Here is an 18,707-nt window from a genome sequence, read left to right as displayed (position 1 = left end):
CTAACAACATGATAACATATTTATTGAAATAAAATCAACTGCTAAAAAGTCGCCCGCTTATGGGCGAGGCTTTAAACCCAATTTTCTGGTAACCACAAAATACTCCGGAAATATTGGCTAAAATATAGCTAGTATTAAGTAAGGGTTTGCTCACTAAACCCCTACTCTTTATATTAGCCATGAATGTAAATTTATTCCATCACTTCAAGCCTTAATATTTTTTTTGTTTAGCAAATAATTAAGGTAAAAAGCCTCTCCTTTAAAGGAGAAACAAGCGGTCGTTTTCGGCTGTCGCCGACATGAAACGGTAAGCATTCCGAAGTGCGTCATATCCAATCTCCCCTTGAGAAGAAAAAATTTTCACGCTCCGCATCAATCAATTCGTTTTAGGGAGAGGTAATTATCAATTATCCATTAATGAAAAACACTCTCTAATTTTGAATACGCACCTATTTAAACAACTATGATAAATTATATTCGTTGCTCAAAAAATCCAGAATTTTTTGTACTACTATATCTGGCATCTGTTCAGCCAAGTTATCCTCGCCAGAATTTATTAAATAAAGTTTAGCCATTGGTAATAAATCAGCATAGTATTTACTCATGGAAAGAGCAATATCTGTATCTTTATAACCTTGTAAAATCAATGTTACTACTTTTAAAGAAGCCAATTTTTTTGCTAACAATTCAGCTTTTATCTCTACCCACCTCCGCTGAAATAAAATTTTATTTCCTGTTGAATCAAGCAGTAATTTTTGTCTAATTTGTAGTAGTTCCTTGACCTTCGTTTCAATCCCTAATAACCTAGCAAAAGGATATATTAATCGCAAAATTAAACAGAAAAAAGAAAATCTCGGAGCTAACCAAGCAGACAATTGCCAACGTACTTTTACATTAGGAATATCAATTCCTTCAGGAGATAATAAAATTAAACCCAATAATTTATCTGAATATTTAAGAGCATAACTGGCAGCTATCCAACCTCCGAGAGAGTGAGCAACTAAATATACCTTTTCCAAGTTTAAGGCATTTATATATTCAGCCAAAGACTCTACCATTTGACTAATTGAGTAATGAGTAGAAGAAAATTGCGATTCACTAAATCCAGGTAAATCTGGCGCAAAACAATGGTAATTTAGACTCAATCCCTCCATAATTGATAACCACTGACTACTGTCATACCAAGTTCCATGTAGAAAAACTATATAATTTGAACCAGTACCAATTTCACGCCAAAATAATAGCCCACTAGACAACTTGACACGAGAATTAAGCCATAAAAAGTGCATAAATATTCACAGAGAATAGAATATCAATCAATCAATTAATTAATTAATTAGAGAAATGTTTAGTCTAGAATTGTCAACCCACTCAAATAATCCTTTAATTGTCGAGCATAGTCATAACCAATATCCTGTGGTAAAGATGTAAGTTCAAAAGCTTGAACATGACTAATCTCTAAGGTGTCTTTAACATCCATATTTCCACGAACATCAGCTTCCACCAGAATATTAATAGAATGTACTCTTGGGTCTCGATCGGGTGCAGAATATACTCCCACCAATCTACGAATTTTTACTAATTCTAACCCTGTTTCTTCGAATAACTCCCTTTTCACAGTGGTAGAAATATCTTCGCCCCATTCAACCATACCTCCTGGTAGAGCATATTGATTATTATCGCGGCGACGAACGAAAACTATCCGGCCATCAGGTAAAATAGGGACTACACTGACACCGATAAGAGGATGGCGGAATATTAAGCCAAGTACAGTTTGTCCAACTTGCCATAATCTACGCATAGGCTTGGGTATTAAAGCTAAAATAGAAAGCACTTTCAGTGATTATTTTTATATTTATAGCGAACAAAAATTTAATTTGTAAACTTAGATTAAATTCTTAGTTAATTATGTTTTTTAGTAAGCATTCAGTTATCTTCTATGATTATTCTCAGCCATTAAATTATTGCCTTTTAAGGAGGAATAAATATGGCAAGCTTTGAAGGAGGAGTAAATATGGCAAGGTTGAAGGATAATTAAAAGTTACTATCAAAGTATATCAAGTAGAGCGTGGTAAATTTTGTAGGTTATGTATCAAATTTAAATTAGCTCTAAAGTCAGTTACATCAGTAGCTTAAGGCTTTTGATGTTCAATATACAACCTCTTTTTTTCAGCAAACCCTACTTGGGAATGAGAATTAAATAAAGTCTAGAATTTTTTGGAAATAACTCAGATGATATCGAGTGTAGGCAATTTAACTTGTGTAGATAATAAAATCCTCATTCCTTAGCTAATTTTTCCTATTAATTCAAAAGCTTTTACTACAGTATTACCCAGTGAAAACTGTTTGCCCAGGATAACCTAGAAAAAGCTAATCGCTAATACTTAAATACTTATCCTTGTTTAAGGTAATTAATCATAAATCAAACATAACTAAGTTAAGTATACTCTTTTCTTTATTGAGTTTAAGTCCAGTCTATTCAGGGATGATCTTTTGTTCCAAAATATCATATTTAGTTCAATTCAGATATTGTTTTTCTGATTTTCAGAAAATGGCTGAAGTTTTTTCTATCAATATTTCAAACATAAAAATAAGTCAAAATCTTGACAATTTTAATAATTTAGGTCAAGCAAATTATCATCAAAAGCTTAGTATAATATTGGACATATTGTTATATCATCATCAATTTATAGTTAATCAATTTTTGACAATTGCGTATAAATTTTTATTTGGTTGCTGTCAGGTAACTGAAAGTGATACTGCGTCAAAGCTTAAATGTTGGTTTAACATTTTCTAGAAAACCAATATTTGGGCTTGATTTTTCTAGTTCCCTATTTCCCTACTTTAAGGTTAACAAACCACTACTGTAGAGTTAGCAATTAGAGAAACAAAATCAACTTTCGACTTTTGCATTTTGACTTTATATTCTGGTGGCAAGCATTCAGCCGTCAGCTAGCCTCTTGCCTCCTGCGGAGGAGCTACGCTTTTTCCTGACGTAATGCTCCGAAACATGGCGCGCAGCGAAACAGAGGAACTACGTTAACAGCTAGCCTCCTGGGTTGTAACTGCCTTAAGAGCTATTGCGTTTGGTGTAGAATAAAAGTTTTACTAATTTAGTCAGTATTAAATACTACTACAAAAGCCTGCTTCCTTGACCTTAAAGTCCATAATTCATTTAAACCTCATTTAAGAGCGAGGTCTTATTGCTGAGAGCTGACAGCTAATAGCTGAATGATTACTTCAGGTAATGGGCAAACAGACAAATAAATAAATTTGGGCGTCGTCATCTTTATGTACTTCTTGATTGCCCATTGCCCATCACCAATAGTTAATTTTAGTTAATCTTCTAGACTATCTATACTGAGGGGTACCATATCACCATTAGTCGTAAGTCCTAATAACATCGCTTCACTTGGTCGTATGACTTTGCCAGTAAGTACACATCGTTCCTCTTGTTGAGCTGTTGCAGGTAGACTAGCTCGAATATCCGAATTGGACAACTGTGGCCGATAATCGCCAGACTTTTGCTGGACATAAGTCCAGAGGATATCTCGAATCAGAGCTTGATAGCCTTTATTATTAGCCAGTTTTTTTAGTCTATCCTTTAACTCCTTTTCTAGACGAATACTAGTAACTTCCATGTCAGTAGTCGAGGTTTTGGGAATTGTGTACATGATTTTTTTTCTCCTTAAAATTTAGGTAGACATCTCTGTAATATTAGTGTAGTATAAAAAAGGTTGGATTTGAAACCTACTTTTTGAGAGCCTTCTTGTGAAATTTTCATTTAGCCAAGCCATCGATCAGTCAAACAGCAACCTATTCAAGGGTTGTGAGACTACTTCATGGTTGAGTTTGGGGAAAATCTTATGTGATGGAAGAGATTTTGCCATTGATTATGGAGGCTTAGGACTAATCAAAAAAATTCATCACATTTTTCAGATTGAATGGCCAAAGATCAGGTCAAATCAATTAGGAAGGGGAAGGTACAGGCCGAAAATATCTGTACATAACTCAGACTAAAAGGTATAAATATCTTTTTTCTAGCCCCCGCTTCCGAAGAAACAGAAGCAGGGGCTGTTAGTTTTAGATAGAATCGGGAAATAAAGAAATAAAAGTGAATTTTTGAATTTGGACAATTAATTGAGAAACCAGTCCCTATAAAAAATCTAAAATTTTAAATTAGGAGGTAAAGCAGTGACCAGTATGACTCAAGTATTAAACCAATCTGTAGTAGTATTTTCTCAGAATTACCTACCCATGACCCGCGTAAATATCAAGCGGGCTATTGCTCTATTGGTGACTGGTAAAGCTGAACCTCTAAATTTTGATAATGGAAGTGGCTGGCCTGTGCGTTCTCCTAGTTTGGTTTTATATGTGCCGGAACAAATTCGCTTAACGATGGCCTCCCAAGAACGGGTGTGGAAAGTTCCTCCCGTCAACCGAAGGGAAGTATTAAAGCGAGATCATCATCGTTGTCAATATTGCGGTACTACTAAACGTTTAACCTTAGATCATGTTATTCCTCGCTCAAAAGGTGGTAAGCATAGTTGGGATAATGTAGTTACCGCTTGCGAAAGGTGCAATGCTTTTAAAGGTAGTCGTACTCCTACTGAAGCAGGGATGAAATTATTCAATCAACCGAAGACACCAATACATCCGACTATTGCATTTGCTGAACAGTTCTGGCGCGAACGGCAACACGAGGTTTAAAAGTTCCTATTTTTCTACAGGAGTAGACCTAAAAAGTTGCTCATAAGTTTCGTTAGTTCTAGTGAAGTAACTAGAGCTAAATTTTGATGCCGTCATTTGAGAAGATAATGGCAAGGAAATTATCCAAGGCGCCAGATGTTGTTAACAAAACTAATTTCAATAACTGCAAAGAGTTTTGAGTTTTGAGTTATAGATTAATTACTCAATAACATCCGAAGCTCTTCATATTAAAAAAGGAGAGACCACCGGGAATGCTAAAGTTAACTTATACTGAATCTGGCTTTTATATCGAACGTTTGGCTCAATCTCCCGAACAGTTGGTAGCACTACGGGTAATGTTGGCTATGCGAGTTGGTCAAAAAATTGTAGTTGAACCAAGTTCTGCAGCTTTTTTGCTACCTGTAAGTTTACCTGATTTGTCGATGTTGGAGGTAGCTGTACAAAAGGAAGGTGGGGAAGATATTGCCCTTTGTGTTGCTGATGATGAGTTTGTCGAAGTTAGTTTAGGAGGAATTTGGATTACAGTAGATCCAGAACAAGAAAATGGAATTTTTATCGCTACCTTAAGCGATCGGATTGAGTTGTTACTTTTTAAGTTGTGGCAAGCAACTGAGGCAAATGCGTCAGTGAGTCAGGAAACCAGTGATTGGTAAAATTCTAAATAGGCAATATATAAATGTGGGGATGTTCTATAGAACATCTCTACAAAAATTTCAGGGAATATTCTCTTTTTTATCAGGAACGCGATCGCCAATCATCCAAAAGTAGTTTCAAGTTAAAAATCAGATAAGACAAGTAAACTATAGATTTAACTTATCGCGTTAGTAATTAAAATTGTTTATTTTAATCAAACAAGCTCCTATTTTTCCCAAATTATTACAAAATATTTCACGCACTTGCGTTATTTCATGCATTTGGTATCATTATCTGTACATAAGGTATTGTGCTAATGTTGTGTGTAAAAGTAAAAGATTCTGTCTTGAATAAAGCTACAAGCAAGTATTTACGTTAAAATTATTTAGACTATTCATATTTTTGGCAAAAGCGGATAACCTCAAAACGATAAATTTTAGATTAGTAGAAGTGCTTAAGTAATTATGGCTATTGACAGATGACTTATTATAGGGTAAATAAATTGCTTTTCCAGATTGAAATAGAATATTTTAGGAATGCTCAAGAATAATAGAATTGATTTAAAAATATGAAATTGAAAGTAGTTTCTAGTAAAAAAATAATCTTACTTGAGTTGTCAAATACTGTAGATTTCCTAGAATAAGTTTTTTGATGAGATTTTTATAACTTCTTGCTTCTTGCTCCTTTCTTACATTTTTTTTCTCACAGCGATCGCCAATCAAAATATCTCAACTGAAGTTAGAAAGGCGATAGTCAAAAATTAGAAATTTGCAATCTAGTCGAATATCAGAAATTTAAGTGGGTAGAATAAATTGATTGATGAGATTTTTCCAACTTGTTCCTTTTTTATTCTTTCTTCTTCCTTAATGCTATGTCTTACAGTGAATTTACTCTCTAACAACTAGAATCTGAATTTAATCTGATACTTCAGTAGCGAGTAGAATTATTCAAGTTGATAGAATCTGTAAATCCTAGTGCTTTACTGAAATAAATTTTAGCTGAAAATATTCCTTTAGCATTAGAAATTGATACAGAAAAAGCTCGTTCATAATTGATTATTTATCCAATTATTGTAGAACTCATAAAATATTTCAATCGCCAAATTAGTTTATTTTCTGGCACAGAGTTTAATGTAGATAAAAGCAAGGGATTAACGGGAAGATGTGATTTTATTATTAGTTATTCTCCGAAACAGTTAGAAATAACTGCTCCTGTGGTGACAATTGTTGAAGCAAAAAATGATAATATTAAATCTGGATTGTCTCAATGTATAGCAGAAATGTTGGCAGCTCAGTTGTTTAATCAACAAAAAAATAATCAAATTTTTTGTATTTATGGAATTGTGACAACAGGGAGTAATTGGAAGTTTTTAAGATTGACAGAAGATCGAGTTGATCTTGAAGCTGGCGAGCATTTTATTGGGAATTTGGAATCTCTGTTTGGAATTTTAATTTATATCATTAAAGAGGGAGTAGGGAGTAGGGGAAAATATATTGATAATTACGGAATTTCAGATTTTTGGCTCTAACTGTTCCTGGAGAAAACAAATCTTTTAAGAATTAAGAATTATCGGTTGTGTTGAACAAAGTTTGAGCAAGACTTATCCATAGGAGTCACCTAATAAAAACTCTAAAAATGTGGGGTTTTGGTTCCTCAAGCTAATCTACAGAATTTCAGATTTTTGGCTCTAACTGTTCAATGAGAAAACAAATCTTTGAAGAATGAAGAATTATCGGTTATTTTGAACAAAGTTTGAGCAAGATTTATCCATCAGAATAACCTCAGAAAAATTAGCAAAATGTGGGGTTTCTGTAAGAATAAACTCAGAAAAATGTTGGGTTTCGATTCCTCAACCCAACCTACAATATTTAAGATTTTTGGTTCTAACTTAGTCTTTACCAAAATAGTCACAAGATAGGTAACTTCTGCTGGCGATCTTTTCAGCAACTTTTCTGCGACCTTTAGCTTCCCCAACATCCCTAGCTTCTTGAATTGCTTCCTCTGTTAAACCTCCTTGCTTGGCTCTAATTTCAGTAAGTTCTAAGTTCTGGCGTTCAGCCTCAATTCTATTTTGTCTCCTTTGATATTGCTGATCAGTCTCGTTATTAGGATAAGGTTGTTCATTTTCACAATAGTAAACTGCTGATGCCAACTCTACTTTTTTCAAAAGCTCTTGCTCTTTCCTCTCACTTTGAATATTTCCAATACTTTCACATGATGAGGAGGAAAGAATTATCCCAACTAAAACAAATATCTTGACAATATTGAATTTATTTACGCTATACATAAAAGCAGTTTTGATAGATGAATTTAACTTAACTTTTCTTCCAGTATAATCTTTTGTCTCCAGACACAGTTAACGTAAAATATCCTATTAAATCTTATGTTTTCTAGACGAATACTAATATTAAAGTCTGAAAAAATCGTAAATTGCCGTGTAAAATAAAGCTATAATACCTAAAACTTAACTATATCTGGAGTTTATGACTATTGCAGAGGTATTACAATTAGCAGATCGGTTAGTTTTCTCGAAAACTGGTAAACACTTAGACGATCTTCAACAGGTAGTTATTCAAGGAGTCTGGCAAGGTAAAAGTTACAGTCAAATTGGAGAAGAATGTCATCGCAGTGAGAGTCGAGTTAGGGATGTGGGTTATAGATTATGGCAAATTTTATCCGAGCAGTTAGGGGAAGATATTAATAAAAATAATTTTCGTTCAACGATAGAAAGATTATTTATAAATTCATCGTTTATTAATTTGTTTAATCATAAAAATCATCACCATATTTTTAATTTATGTTCGCCGATATCTGAGGAACCACAACAACAACCAGATATTGAAAATAAAGTAGAACCTAAATCCTGCTATGAAGATTTAGGAATAGCACCTAAAATCAATTTTTTTTATGGCAGAAACGAAGAACTGAAAATTATCTATGATTGGATATTTTTACAAAAAGCTCGTTTGATTAGTGTTTTAGGATTAAGTGGAATTGGTAAAACAACTTTAGTGAAAAGATTCGTCGATCTAAACAGTAAATCTTTTGATGTTCTGATGTGGAAAAGTTTAAGATTTCCTCAACCGTTAAATTTGCTTTTAACTGAAATCTTCAAGAATTTTTATCTAGGAAATGATAGTGTCAGTCTTAATGAAGAAACCTGGAGAAAGTTGTTTGATATTTTACGCCAGAAAAAATGCTTAATTGTCTTGGATGACGTTCAGAATATTTTTACGGAAAAACAATTAGCAGGACAGTATCAACCAGAATATAGAGATTACAAAACATTCTTGAAAATGATGACTGACATTGAACATCAAAGCTGTTTAATTTTAGTCAGTCAAGAGAAATCTCAAGAAATGAAATCTTTAAATGAGGAATTATATCCAATTAAAGTTTTAGAGTTAATAGGTTTATACGAAACAGAGCTGTTGAATCATCAAGATTTAGAGAATCCTGAATCTTGGTCTACCTTAATCAAACTCTATGAAGGAAATCCTTTATATTTACAGAATATAGCCGATTTAATTAAAGATGTATTTCAAGGTGATGTTTTAAGTTTTGTCAATGGGGACGAATTGATTTTAACAGAAGATTTGAAAGATATATTTAATTCATTATTCGATAAATTATCTAAGGTCGAACAAAAAATTATTCTGGAAATGAGTCAACAAAACCAAGAATTTTCCATAGAGACTTTAAAAGAACATTTATCCTTATCATCCACAGATTTGATTAATGGTTTACAATCTTTATCCAGACGATATATTTTACAAACAACTCCTCAAAATAAAAAAATGTTTCGACTTTCTCCAGTCTTTCAAGAATATCTTAAACAAAGTAATAATTTTCATCCATGACAAATATTTTTTGACATGAATTAATTTGACCTTTAAGAATTCAAATTTCCCAATAATTGTATTAGAGTTGTTGGGAATTAAGCTAAAAAAATGGCTAAAACCCTTATCAGTCAAAGTTTATAGCCTTTTCAAGCCCTAAAATCCTGAAAACCTTATAGAGTAACCTTTTGAGCATTATTCAATTTTTATTTCCGAACAACTCTATTAATTATGATGAGCCAAACTTTCTTAATTTCTAGCTTTATCTGCTGAGTTATGCTCTACGAATATATAGCAGTCGCCATTACTGGTGCGGATATTCTCAAATATACTCACCAGCAAGAATTTCACTTCTAATATTATCTCTGGTTGAATAGTTATAATTAGAGCTTCGTAGTGAGAGAGTGAATGCACAAGTAAAGATTAAGATAGACAGAGTAGTTAATGTTCGGTGGGTTACGGCGGAAAGTAAAATTTTGGTTCCAGTTCATAATTATTGCCGCCTAACCCACCCTACGCCTGGATTTAACATTCCTTTTACAAACAGTCTCTAAGTGTTTAGGCAAAATTAATTACCTAATTTTATTCCCTGTAATTTTTACAGCATGAGCTTTTTAGCCTTATAGTATGTGTAATTAATTTTGCATAACTACTTAGGGCTTGAGCAATATAGTGTAGATAGGGCTAAAGCCTTACTACACACAGAAACTTTTTTATCACTTACTTACCCAGACATGATATAACTTACGATTTATAACTTCTAACTTCTGACTTCTGACTTCTGACTTCATTAACCCATCCCTGCCAATACTCCCCTCAATACATCTGCACTTACCTTATCTGTCACTGTTACTACTCCTACTCCAGTAGGTAAGACAAACCGCACCTTACCCGCTTTTACCTTTTTATCAGTCTGTAAAGAAACCAAAATATCCTCAATATCCAACCCACTCGGCAACTTTGTCGGCAAACTAGCTTTTTCTATCAAACCTAACTGACGGCGATCGCTCACCTCATCCCACATTCCTAACTCTATCGCCAACCGACTCCCTGCCACCATCCCAATACCTACTGCCTCCCCATGAGTCACAACAGTATAACCAGTCAAACTTTCCACAGCATGACCAACAGTATGACCGTAATTCAAAATTGCTCTTAACCCCGACTCTTTCTCATCTTTTGCTACGACATCTGCCTTACTTTGGCAAGACCTAATCAAGATTTCCTCTAATAACCCTGGTGTTAAATTATTAATTTCATCAAGACCTTGACTATTCTCCATCTGAGCAAATAATTCGGCATCCCAAATTACTCCATATTTAATCACTTCTGCCATTCCTCCCCGAAATTCTCGCACGGGTAAAGTTTTCAGCACCTCTGGGTCAATTAATACTAAACGTGGTTGATGGAAAGCACCAATAAGATTTTTTCCTTGAGGATGATTAACTCCCGTTTTTCCTCCAATGGCAGCATCCACCATCGCCAAAAGAGAAGTAGGAACTTGCACCACATTCAAACCCCGCAACCAAGTTGCAGCAGCAAACCCAGTCATATCTCCAACTACTCCACCTCCAAGAGCAACCATTGTCGAAGAGCGTTCCAGACGATGTGCTAAAGCTGCATCGTAAATATTGTGCAGAGTCTGGGGAGTTTTATATTCTTCTCCTGCGGGGAGAATGCAGTGAGAGAGATCAAAACCTGCTTGTTCGAGAGAGGCGATCGCTCTTTCGCCATAATGAGCAAATATTTCTGGGTTGGAAACTAGCAAAACCTTTTTACCCAAGTTGAGGGGTTGCATTTTTGGGCCAAGTTGGTCGAGGTTGCCTGGAGCGATCGCTATTTCATAGGATTTTTGGGGAAGTTGAACGGTTATGGATGCCATGAGTGGTTTAGGACTTTGCTATTTTGAACAATAAATATTAGACTTAATTTTATAGTTTTATTCGCCATTTTGGAGAAAATTTAATGACTGTTGAAGGAATTATTGCTTTTTTTGTCTTATTTGTTGCTTTTTTAGGTGTAGCTACAGTTTTAATGTTTGGCTTGCGTGCTGTTAAGTTAATCTAGAATTGTAGAATTTCTCCCGTTAGACTTTTCGATAGTTTGGCGGGAGAATAGTTGCTCACAGATAGAGATTAAATATGGTTAATCAAATTACTGATTTAAAGTTACTTTATGAAACTAATTATTTACAGTGGTTAGAAAATACTATCAAACTACTAAATAATCGTCAAGTTAAAAAATCTTGATTATGAGAATTTAATTGCAGAGACTATTAAAAATGACTGGTTGCCCACTTACCGAAAATTTATGATGAAATTTGGATAATTGATGAAAAAACTATAAAAAGCAAATCTCCCTACTCCTCTGCGATGCTAACTGGAATGCTTGACAAAATATTTGTGAATTTTCCAATTATTTAATTTCAGTAGTTAGCATTATTTACCACCTGGCAGTCCATACTTTTTGGCAAAACCAAGTCTCAACTTTTTAGCAATGAGCAAATTCGAGCGATCTCGCAAGTAATTTCCTTTATCCTGTAAATCTTCTAAACAAACTAGATCGAAGAGAGCTTGGTTAAAAATTGGAGAAGACTCTTGAGCTTTAGGAAAAAGCCTCTGACGTACCCAGTTAACAAGCCACATAACTGAAGGTTCCGTCTGGAGCTTTTGCCGCACTTCTGTAGGAAGGTAAACTTCCAGAAACTCTTGGGCAAGGAAAAGTCCCAGAAATAGTCTTCTCTGACAGCAAAGTCTAATAGCTTGTTCGAGCATCTCTTGCCAATTAAGGTTTTGATGGGTGCGGAGCACTTCGGCAATGTCACAAATTTGCAGCAATTTCTGCCACCGATCGCCACTGCCGTGGGCGCACAGGTAAAGGATCTCATCTTCAGGCGAAAGATTAGAGACTTTGGTATCACCTAAAGATACTGAAGTAAGTCGCTTCCACAAGCTTTCATAGTCGAGAGGAAAAGCTGAATAATTTGCTCGCAGTTGCCAGTGAAGCTCCACAATAACTCTCAGCTCATTATGTTTATAGGTATACGCTTTCACATAAGGAGATTGTAGTTGCGCGATTTCCTGTTCGTAAGTTAACTGTTCTGCATTCTGGTATCCTAGTGATATTAGCAGGTTTCTAGCTTTTAAGACATCTTCTTGCTTGTTAAACAAAATATCCAGGTCTCCAAACTGCCGGAGTGCTAAATGTCGGTAGGCTGAAGTGGCGAGAACTGGTCCTTTGAATGGGACAGCAAGGATATCGTGTTTCTCGAACAGATTCAGGAGTTGGAGGAGTGAACTGGTTAGAAATCGGTTGTGAGCAGCATTGGTTTCAAAAAGGGCTTTGAGTTTAGTCAGGATATCTTTTGGAACTACTTCTGGACAAATGGTGCTCAGACTTCTGTAGAGGAGTGGCATAACTCCGTGCCTTACTGCTGTATGTGTTAGATACGACCAGTCGAGGCTTTTCTGGAGCAGTTTTCTAATTATCTGAGATCTGTTAGAATCTATATTGGTTCTTGCGCAGCAGAGCAGCAGTTCCACTTCTAGAGCATTATCTGCTACTTGCTTTTGCCTAGATCGTTCAGGTAAGATGTTCATCAAACGTTCACTGGTAACTTTATAGCTGTAGTAGTTTGTATAATTGTTTGAGTTGACATTGCTACCACTAATAATAACACCAACTCGCTTTCCAGGAGTAGCCACAACTACTTCTAGTCGGGAAGTTGAACTGGCGTTGGTTGCACTGGTTCACTCAAGCATTTTGCTGCAATTTCTACCTCGTTATAATTAATTGCTAAGGATTCATCAATAATCTGATGGAAAGGTTTAATAAAAAGTTTTGGTATAGGATTGGGGTAAAGTAATTATATAGTCTTTATCTATAATATTGGGCTTGGGTTTCAAATAACTGGGCATAGGTAGCGTCTAGCTGAATAAGTTCTTCATGAGTGCCATTCTCAATTATTCTTCCCTTGGAAAGTACATAAATACGATCAGCCATTTTTACAGTGGATAATCGATGGCTGATTAGGACAGCAGATTGTCCTTGAAGTAGTTGGCGAAATTGTTTAAATACTTCATATTCAGCTTTGGGATCTAAAGCACTCGTTGGTTCGTCTAGGACAATTATTTGAGATTCTCGTAGAAATGCCCTGGCGATCGCCACTTTTTGCCATTGACCAATACTTAGTTGCTCTCCCTGTTCAAATTGCTTACCCAGCATTGAATCATAGCCTTGAGGTAATTCTTCAATCACCTTGTCCGCGCCAGAATAGCAGGCAGCTCTCACAATCTTATCATCATTAGGAGGACATTCTATATTGCCGAACCAGATATTCTCCCGCGCCGTAAGATCGTATTTCATATAATCCTGAAAAATGACGCTCATTTGTCGGCGGAGGTCTTCGGTGGCAAACTCCCGCAAGTCAATACCATCCAGAGTGATTCTCCCAACAGTTGGGTCGTACAAACGACATAAGAGTTTAATGAGAGAAGTTTTACCAGAGCCGTTTTCTCCTACTAAAGCTATTACTTCTCCCGGACGAATTGTCAGGTTGATATCCTCAAGAGCTGTGCGACTACTGTTAGCATATTGAAAACTGACCTGATGAAAGGTAATACCTCGGCGCATTGGTTGGGGAACAGGTAGGGGATGGGAAGGTTCAATTACCTTGGGTTTGAGGTTCAAAAATTCGTATAAATTGGAAATGAAAAGGTTATCTTCATACAGACCGCTGAAACTACTAAACAGCCCCCACAGAGAGCTATACCCTCGCTGAAATGCCTGGTTGTACATTACCAAGCTTCCTAATGTAATACTGTTGTGTATTGCTTGATAGGCAATAAAGCCATAAGCTCCTAACATAACAACAGTAGATAGCAGTTGGGTAGCTAAATCTGTTATAGACTGGCGGACTCTGATAGCAAACTGTTCCCGGCGAAGTTGTCTGCGAAAATCGAAAAACCGATTCTTGAACAGATGACCTAAATTAAACAGCCGAATTTCTTTAGCAGAGTTATCATTGGTAATAATTCGACTATAATAGTTAGTCCGCCTTTGGGTGGATGTACGCTTGCGTTGCCAGTTATAAATTACTTTAGTATGTTTTAATCTGACGATTATGCGAGGAATTATGGAGACGAACATGAGAGCGGTGAGTTGCCAATTGAAAAATACCAACAAACCTCCCATCGCTCCGAGAGAGATAAAACTCTGACCAATTTGCATCAAGCGATTGAGAATTTGGAGACAGCGACCAGAAGACTGTTTTCTTGCGCGATTGAGGATGTCGTAATACTCTGAATTTTCATAGTATTCCAAATCCATTTCAATTGCTTTAGAATGGAGAATATTATCAACATGGTCAGAAACAACTTGTGCTTGCAAGGTACTGACAAGATTGCCGATGGATTGGGAAATTGCTTTTACCAGGCTGAGTATACCTATGAAACCAATCAGAAGTAATATTTGTCGAAAAGCGGCCTCTCTGTCTGCTGCTGTTAGACCTTGAGCTACTGCATCAATTAAAAGTTTATTCAGATACAGGCCCAATAATGGTAGTACTCCTTGAAAAAGTAGTAGGAATCCCCTAGCAATTATCCAGCCTGGGCCACTTTCCCAAACTAAGCGTAACGCCTGTCCGAGATGGAGTGACTCCTCAATTTTACGTTTGATCTTAGTCAGCATTTATATGGTCGATTCTTAAGAATCCCTCCTGGATAAATTTGCTGGCTAAGTCGATTTTTCCTTCAGGGGTGATTAGTCCACCAATGTCTTTAATGGCAAAAGATTTAGTTTGTAAGATGCTATTAATTGAGGAATTAACAAATAGAGGAAATTCTAACTTTTTGCCATAGAAATTAATGTAGATATTCTCGTCGTCTTTATCGACTTTAAAAATAATATTTTCTCGCTGAGAAAGAACAGAATTAAAATTCAGTTTATTGAGTTGAATGGAGTCTTTAAAGCGGTTTTTGTCTTCTGAACGTTTGTTACCGATATACTGGTCAAATTTTCTTTCCAGTAAAGTATCTAGATCCAAATCATCAATTAATGCTTGGGTAAGCTGGAGAAATTCTTGTTTAAATTGATTTTTATAATCTTCAGTAGTTAAAGAATTGGGAACGGCTTTTCTAAATTCAACTTTGTCTTCAGCGAGTTCGGCAATTTCTTTTACCAGTTCAAACCAGTAGTTGGGGTGTAAACCCAAGGTGATGTGAACAGAAGCGCTATCTGTTGTTACTGCATCATGAATTAAGCCTCTGGGAATATATAATAAATCTCCTGGTTTAAGTTCTACTTCAAAGCTAGGTTCCCCTAATTCATATTTATCTTTAATTTTCTTATGGGGTTGTTTGCGAGAAGGGAGTTCAATGGGAGTGTTATATAAACGCCATTTTTTTGTGCCTGTGGTTTGCAAGATGAAGACATCGTGGTCGTCGTAATGAGGGGCAAATCCTTGGGCGTTGTGTGGGGTGATGTAGATATTGAATTGTAAGCGAATTTGCAGTTCTCGTTCCAGGTCATTGCAATAGTTGATTAATTTGAGGATGGATTTGTCTCCACCGTTGATAATCAGGGTATGTCCTTGATTGAATAACACAAACAGGCGATCGTTATTGGCAATGGATGAGTTGTTGTTACTCCATTTCCAGGCGTGGACTTCATCTCCTTCTTTACAGACTCTCAGTCCAGAGGAGAGTAAGCTTTTGTTTTGGAAAAATAGGTCGATGTCGTCGGTATTGAGGATTGCATTGTAATAAGTTTCCTTATTTCGGGAAATATGAAGAAAGTTTTTTTCGTAATAGTTATGAAAGAATTCTTCCTTGGTAAAAGGAGAAATCATGTTCTCAAATTTGTAGTTATTCATTGGTAAATACCTTCAAACAACATTTTTTAAATAGCGCGTAGGTTGGGTTGAAGAATGAAACCCAACACTAATAATCATAAATCGTGAAAATTGTAGGCTGTGTTATAGAGCTTAAATTCATACTAAGGACTTACGCAAATGTAGTATATATAGAGCTTTGGTGCGTTACGCTAGCGCTAACACACCCTACTGGACTGTTTCAGCTAAAACTGTGCATTAAATTTGTCATTGCGAACGAATGTGTTTGCGGAGCATTCCGTCAGGAAAGCAATCTCAGGCCAACTTCCTATTGCACCATTTAAGATGAAACAATCCACTAGCAATAGCGTTCATGCGTAAGTCCTAATACTATTAAAGGTAAATAGGTAGGCGCGAATAAACTTCACTATGTAACAAAATATTAGAGCAGTTGAAACCCTTGAGATTGCTTCCTTCCGCTCCGCTCCAGTCGCAATGACGTACTTGTAATTTTTTCACTTACCTACTTATTCAGCTTTTTTCTCCTTTGTTCAAAATTTTAAGCCAAAACTTTATGTTGATTTTGGTTAATATTTAACTTTTTTTCAACCCCATTTACCACTTGCTTAATTGTCTGAAAATTTTGGGGGTTTTCTAATTGCCAGATATCCACTTCCCTTAACAATTGAATACACTCCTGAAGGTGTCGCTCGCGAGCATTTCCTTGTAAAATACTACTAGGTAAAGGAAAGAAGCGAGTTAAGTTAAAAAATGCTTCTGTACCTTCCATTGGTGTGATTTTCAGATTTTCTCCTTCTCCTAAGATAAACATGTGAGTCAGGGGAAAATGTTTTACAGGAAAGTTTTCTATCTGTCGAATAACTCGTTTGCGGGAGCCGGGAAAAAGTGTGGGTAAAGCCGATAAATTATAATCTAATCCCCTAGCTGTTGAAGGCCAGATTTTTATTTGAGGGAACCCTGGAACAACCATTGCTTTTCCGGTGGCATCAAGTTTTATGGCGACCATATCATCAGCTAAAACTGTATAGCCACATTTGGCAAAAGCAGCAGCAGTGGTAGATTTTCCTGCACCTGGAGGCCCGGCAAAGATAACTACTTGTTCACCTATTTTTACCGCACTAGCATGGAGGAGAAAGAAGCCTCTTTGATAGAGGATTAAGCCTAAAGCTTCGCTTAAAATATACAGGCTTAATAGTTGGGGGTTGATGTGATCAGAATCGGGATTAACTATGAGAGTATCACCGTTTTTTGCCAGGAAGGTTGTTACTCCTTCCCATCGCAAGTAAGCCTCCTGTGTGTTACCACCAAAGTAGGCTTCTTTTCCTTGACGTTGGATGGTAGTTGTTTCTAAGGTTGGTAGTTTGACTTTAGCTTTTTGGATATAAATATCGGGTTGATTGTCGCTTTTTATTAGTTCGGGAAGAAGGAATTCTGATTGAATATTTAAGCCATAGGTTTGATGAAAAAACATTTGTTTGGTTTTTTTTTATGTTTAGAAATGCTACTGGTAGGGTGGGTATTACCCACCAATTCGATTTATGAAGTTGTTGGTTGGTGGGTTATGTCTGATTGATAGATTCTCGATGATTTTGAATAGTTATTGCCGCTTAACCCACCCTACAATATTTGCTATAATAATGCGATAACTTTAATTGTTTAATTGAGTTGTTAGTTGGTGGGTTAAGGCAGATTGATAAATTGTGGTTAAGTTTGAATATTTATTGCCGCCTAACCCACACTACTGGAGTGCGATTGATTACGCTGGAGATGTCTATTAATCTTGACCTGCATTAACTGACAATGGCAAATCATCATTATCATTTCCAAAAGATAAGAAAGAGTCATTTGCCAGATTGGAAAAATCACCTACTACATCAGGATCTTGTGCAGTATTCGGCGTTAAACCACCACTTCCACTTGAATCAAGTGTTAATTCTTTCATCGTTCCATATTTCTTCAGAGTTGGTTGCTCATAAATCTGAGTTTCCATTTCCGTTGACATTTTTTCTGGATTAATTTCCATTTATTTACTCCTTAATTAAATTGATTTATCGAAACACTTACAGCAAATCGTTAACCACAATCTTTTGATTGCCTTAACCACATTGACAAGAACATTGCACAAACAATCATCCTTGCCCTACGCCTCCTCGACTTCCAAGGAGTCGCAGACTTTGAAAAATCTTGGTACTCTTGATATAAAACATTGGTATCTATAATAACGCGACAACTTTGATTGTTTAATTAAGTTGTTGGTTGGTGGGTTACGGCGGATTGATACATTCTGGATTATTTTGAATGTTTATTACCGCCTAACCCAAGCTAAAATAGGGCGATCATACTAACCTATTTTACTAGCGATCGCAATTACACTTATTTAGGTTCTAGCATCATCTCCACCTGTTGGATCATCATTTAAATTTTCACCAATTCCTCGATTATCTACAGGAAAAGCTCGACCTCCAAAATCCTCAAAATCCGCAGTTTCTTTAGCTCGACCAGAGGCATCGCCTCCACTTCCAGTAGTTCCAAGTGTCAGCTCTTTCATCGTTCCATATTTTTTCAGACTTGGTTGCTCATAAATTATTTCCATTTCCGTTGACATTTTTTCTGGATTAATTTCCATTTATTTACTCCTTAATTAAATTGATTTATCGAAACACTTACAGCAAATC

At 35.9% G+C, this 18,707-nt stretch carries 16 protein-coding genes; 5 read left to right on the top strand and 11 right to left on the bottom strand.

The window, feature by feature from the left end; genetic code table 11:
- Nucleotides 1-461 precede the first annotated feature (461 nt).
- The 3 genes from ACP6PL_RS11480 to ACP6PL_RS11470 form a co-directional block, all read right to left on the bottom strand.
- Nucleotides 462-1,289 (bottom strand): alpha/beta fold hydrolase, encoded by an 828-nt coding sequence (locus ACP6PL_RS11480; protein WP_426545390.1) that lies wholly within the window; start codon nucleotides 1,287-1,289, stop codon nucleotides 462-464.
- A gap of 59 nt (nucleotides 1,290-1,348) precedes the next feature.
- Nucleotides 1,349-1,801: an NUDIX domain-containing protein gene (locus ACP6PL_RS11475; protein WP_426545391.1), complete on the bottom strand. Its 453-nt coding sequence runs from the start codon at nucleotides 1,799-1,801 to the stop codon at nucleotides 1,349-1,351.
- Between the two features lie 1,537 nt (nucleotides 1,802-3,338).
- A complete protein-coding gene (locus ACP6PL_RS11470) occupies nucleotides 3,339-3,674 on the bottom strand; it encodes a ribbon-helix-helix domain-containing protein (protein WP_426545389.1) in 336 nt (111 codons plus the stop codon).
- 520 nt (nucleotides 3,675-4,194) lie between these two features.
- On the opposite strand from ACP6PL_RS11470, the gene ACP6PL_RS11465 reads away from it, so the two are divergent.
- The 3 genes from ACP6PL_RS11465 to ACP6PL_RS11455 all read left to right on the top strand — a co-directional run bounded on the left by ACP6PL_RS11465 (nucleotide 4,195) and on the right by ACP6PL_RS11455 (nucleotide 6,871).
- Entirely contained in the window at nucleotides 4,195-4,710 is a 516-nt protein-coding gene (locus ACP6PL_RS11465; RefSeq protein WP_426545388.1) for an HNH endonuclease, read from the top strand.
- Nucleotides 4,711-4,961: 251 nt separating this feature from the next.
- Nucleotides 4,962-5,363 (top strand): alr0857 family protein, encoded by a 402-nt coding sequence (locus tag ACP6PL_RS11460; protein WP_426545387.1) that lies wholly within the window; start codon nucleotides 4,962-4,964, stop codon nucleotides 5,361-5,363.
- 1,031 nt (nucleotides 5,364-6,394) lie between these two features.
- A complete protein-coding gene (locus ACP6PL_RS11455; protein WP_426545386.1) occupies nucleotides 6,395-6,871 on the top strand; it encodes a hypothetical protein in 477 nt (158 codons plus the stop codon).
- A gap of 360 nt (nucleotides 6,872-7,231) precedes the next feature.
- On the opposite strand, the gene ACP6PL_RS11450 is transcribed toward ACP6PL_RS11455, so the two are convergent.
- The gene (locus tag ACP6PL_RS11450; protein WP_426545385.1) at nucleotides 7,232-7,630 is read right to left on the bottom strand and encodes a hypothetical protein; all 399 of its coding nucleotides are present in this window, start codon (nucleotides 7,628-7,630) and stop codon (nucleotides 7,232-7,234) included.
- A 196-nt stretch (nucleotides 7,631-7,826) separates the two neighbouring features.
- Here ACP6PL_RS11450 and ACP6PL_RS11445 point away from each other — a divergent pair, with 196 nt between their 5' ends.
- Nucleotides 7,827-9,203, top strand: a complete 1,377-nt coding sequence (locus ACP6PL_RS11445) for a helix-turn-helix domain-containing protein (RefSeq protein WP_426545384.1) — start codon at nucleotides 7,827-7,829, stop codon at nucleotides 9,201-9,203.
- A gap of 769 nt (nucleotides 9,204-9,972) precedes the next feature.
- On the opposite strand, the gene aroB is transcribed toward ACP6PL_RS11445, so the two are convergent.
- Nucleotides 9,973-11,064 (bottom strand): 3-dehydroquinate synthase, encoded by a 1,092-nt coding sequence (aroB, locus tag ACP6PL_RS11440; RefSeq protein WP_426545383.1) that lies wholly within the window; start codon nucleotides 11,062-11,064, stop codon nucleotides 9,973-9,975.
- Between the two features lie 83 nt (nucleotides 11,065-11,147).
- Between aroB and petL the strand changes: the two genes are divergently transcribed.
- Nucleotides 11,148-11,249 carry a cytochrome b6-f complex subunit PetL gene (gene petL / locus ACP6PL_RS11435; protein WP_293097775.1) on the top strand — a complete coding sequence of 34 codons (102 nt, stop codon included), beginning with the start codon at nucleotides 11,148-11,150 and terminating at the stop codon, nucleotides 11,247-11,249.
- Between the two features lie 371 nt (nucleotides 11,250-11,620).
- On the opposite strand, the gene ACP6PL_RS11430 is transcribed toward petL, so the two are convergent.
- From ACP6PL_RS11430 to ACP6PL_RS11405, 6 genes are all read right to left on the bottom strand, one after another.
- The gene (locus tag ACP6PL_RS11430; RefSeq protein WP_426545382.1) at nucleotides 11,621-12,886 is read right to left on the bottom strand and encodes a nucleotidyltransferase domain-containing protein; all 1,266 of its coding nucleotides are present in this window, start codon (nucleotides 12,884-12,886) and stop codon (nucleotides 11,621-11,623) included.
- A gap of 172 nt (nucleotides 12,887-13,058) precedes the next feature.
- Nucleotides 13,059-14,870 carry an ABC transporter ATP-binding protein gene (locus tag ACP6PL_RS11425; RefSeq protein WP_426545381.1) on the bottom strand — a complete coding sequence of 604 codons (1,812 nt, stop codon included), beginning with the start codon at nucleotides 14,868-14,870 and terminating at the stop codon, nucleotides 13,059-13,061.
- Nucleotides 14,860-16,053, bottom strand: coding sequence for a cupin domain-containing protein (locus ACP6PL_RS11420; protein ID WP_426545380.1), 1,194 nt, complete (start codon nucleotides 16,051-16,053; stop codon nucleotides 14,860-14,862). The genes ACP6PL_RS11425 and ACP6PL_RS11420 overlap by 11 nt, the downstream gene beginning before the upstream one ends.
- A gap of 517 nt (nucleotides 16,054-16,570) precedes the next feature.
- Nucleotides 16,571-17,503: a hypothetical protein gene (locus ACP6PL_RS11415; protein WP_426545379.1), complete on the bottom strand. Its 933-nt coding sequence runs from the start codon at nucleotides 17,501-17,503 to the stop codon at nucleotides 16,571-16,573.
- Nucleotides 17,504-17,806: 303 nt separating this feature from the next.
- Nucleotides 17,807-18,055: a hypothetical protein gene (locus ACP6PL_RS11410; RefSeq protein ID WP_426545378.1), complete on the bottom strand. Its 249-nt coding sequence runs from the start codon at nucleotides 18,053-18,055 to the stop codon at nucleotides 17,807-17,809.
- Between the two features lie 354 nt (nucleotides 18,056-18,409).
- Nucleotides 18,410-18,658, bottom strand: a complete 249-nt coding sequence (locus tag ACP6PL_RS11405) for a hypothetical protein (RefSeq protein ID WP_426545377.1) — start codon at nucleotides 18,656-18,658, stop codon at nucleotides 18,410-18,412.
- Between the last annotated feature and the right edge of the window lie 49 nt (nucleotides 18,659-18,707).

The organism is Dapis purpurea BLCC-M126, from assembly GCF_050015975.1.
GTDB lineage: Bacteria > Cyanobacteriota > Cyanobacteriia > Cyanobacteriales > Microcoleaceae > Trichodesmium.
This window is presented reverse-complemented; position numbering and strand designations above follow the sequence as displayed.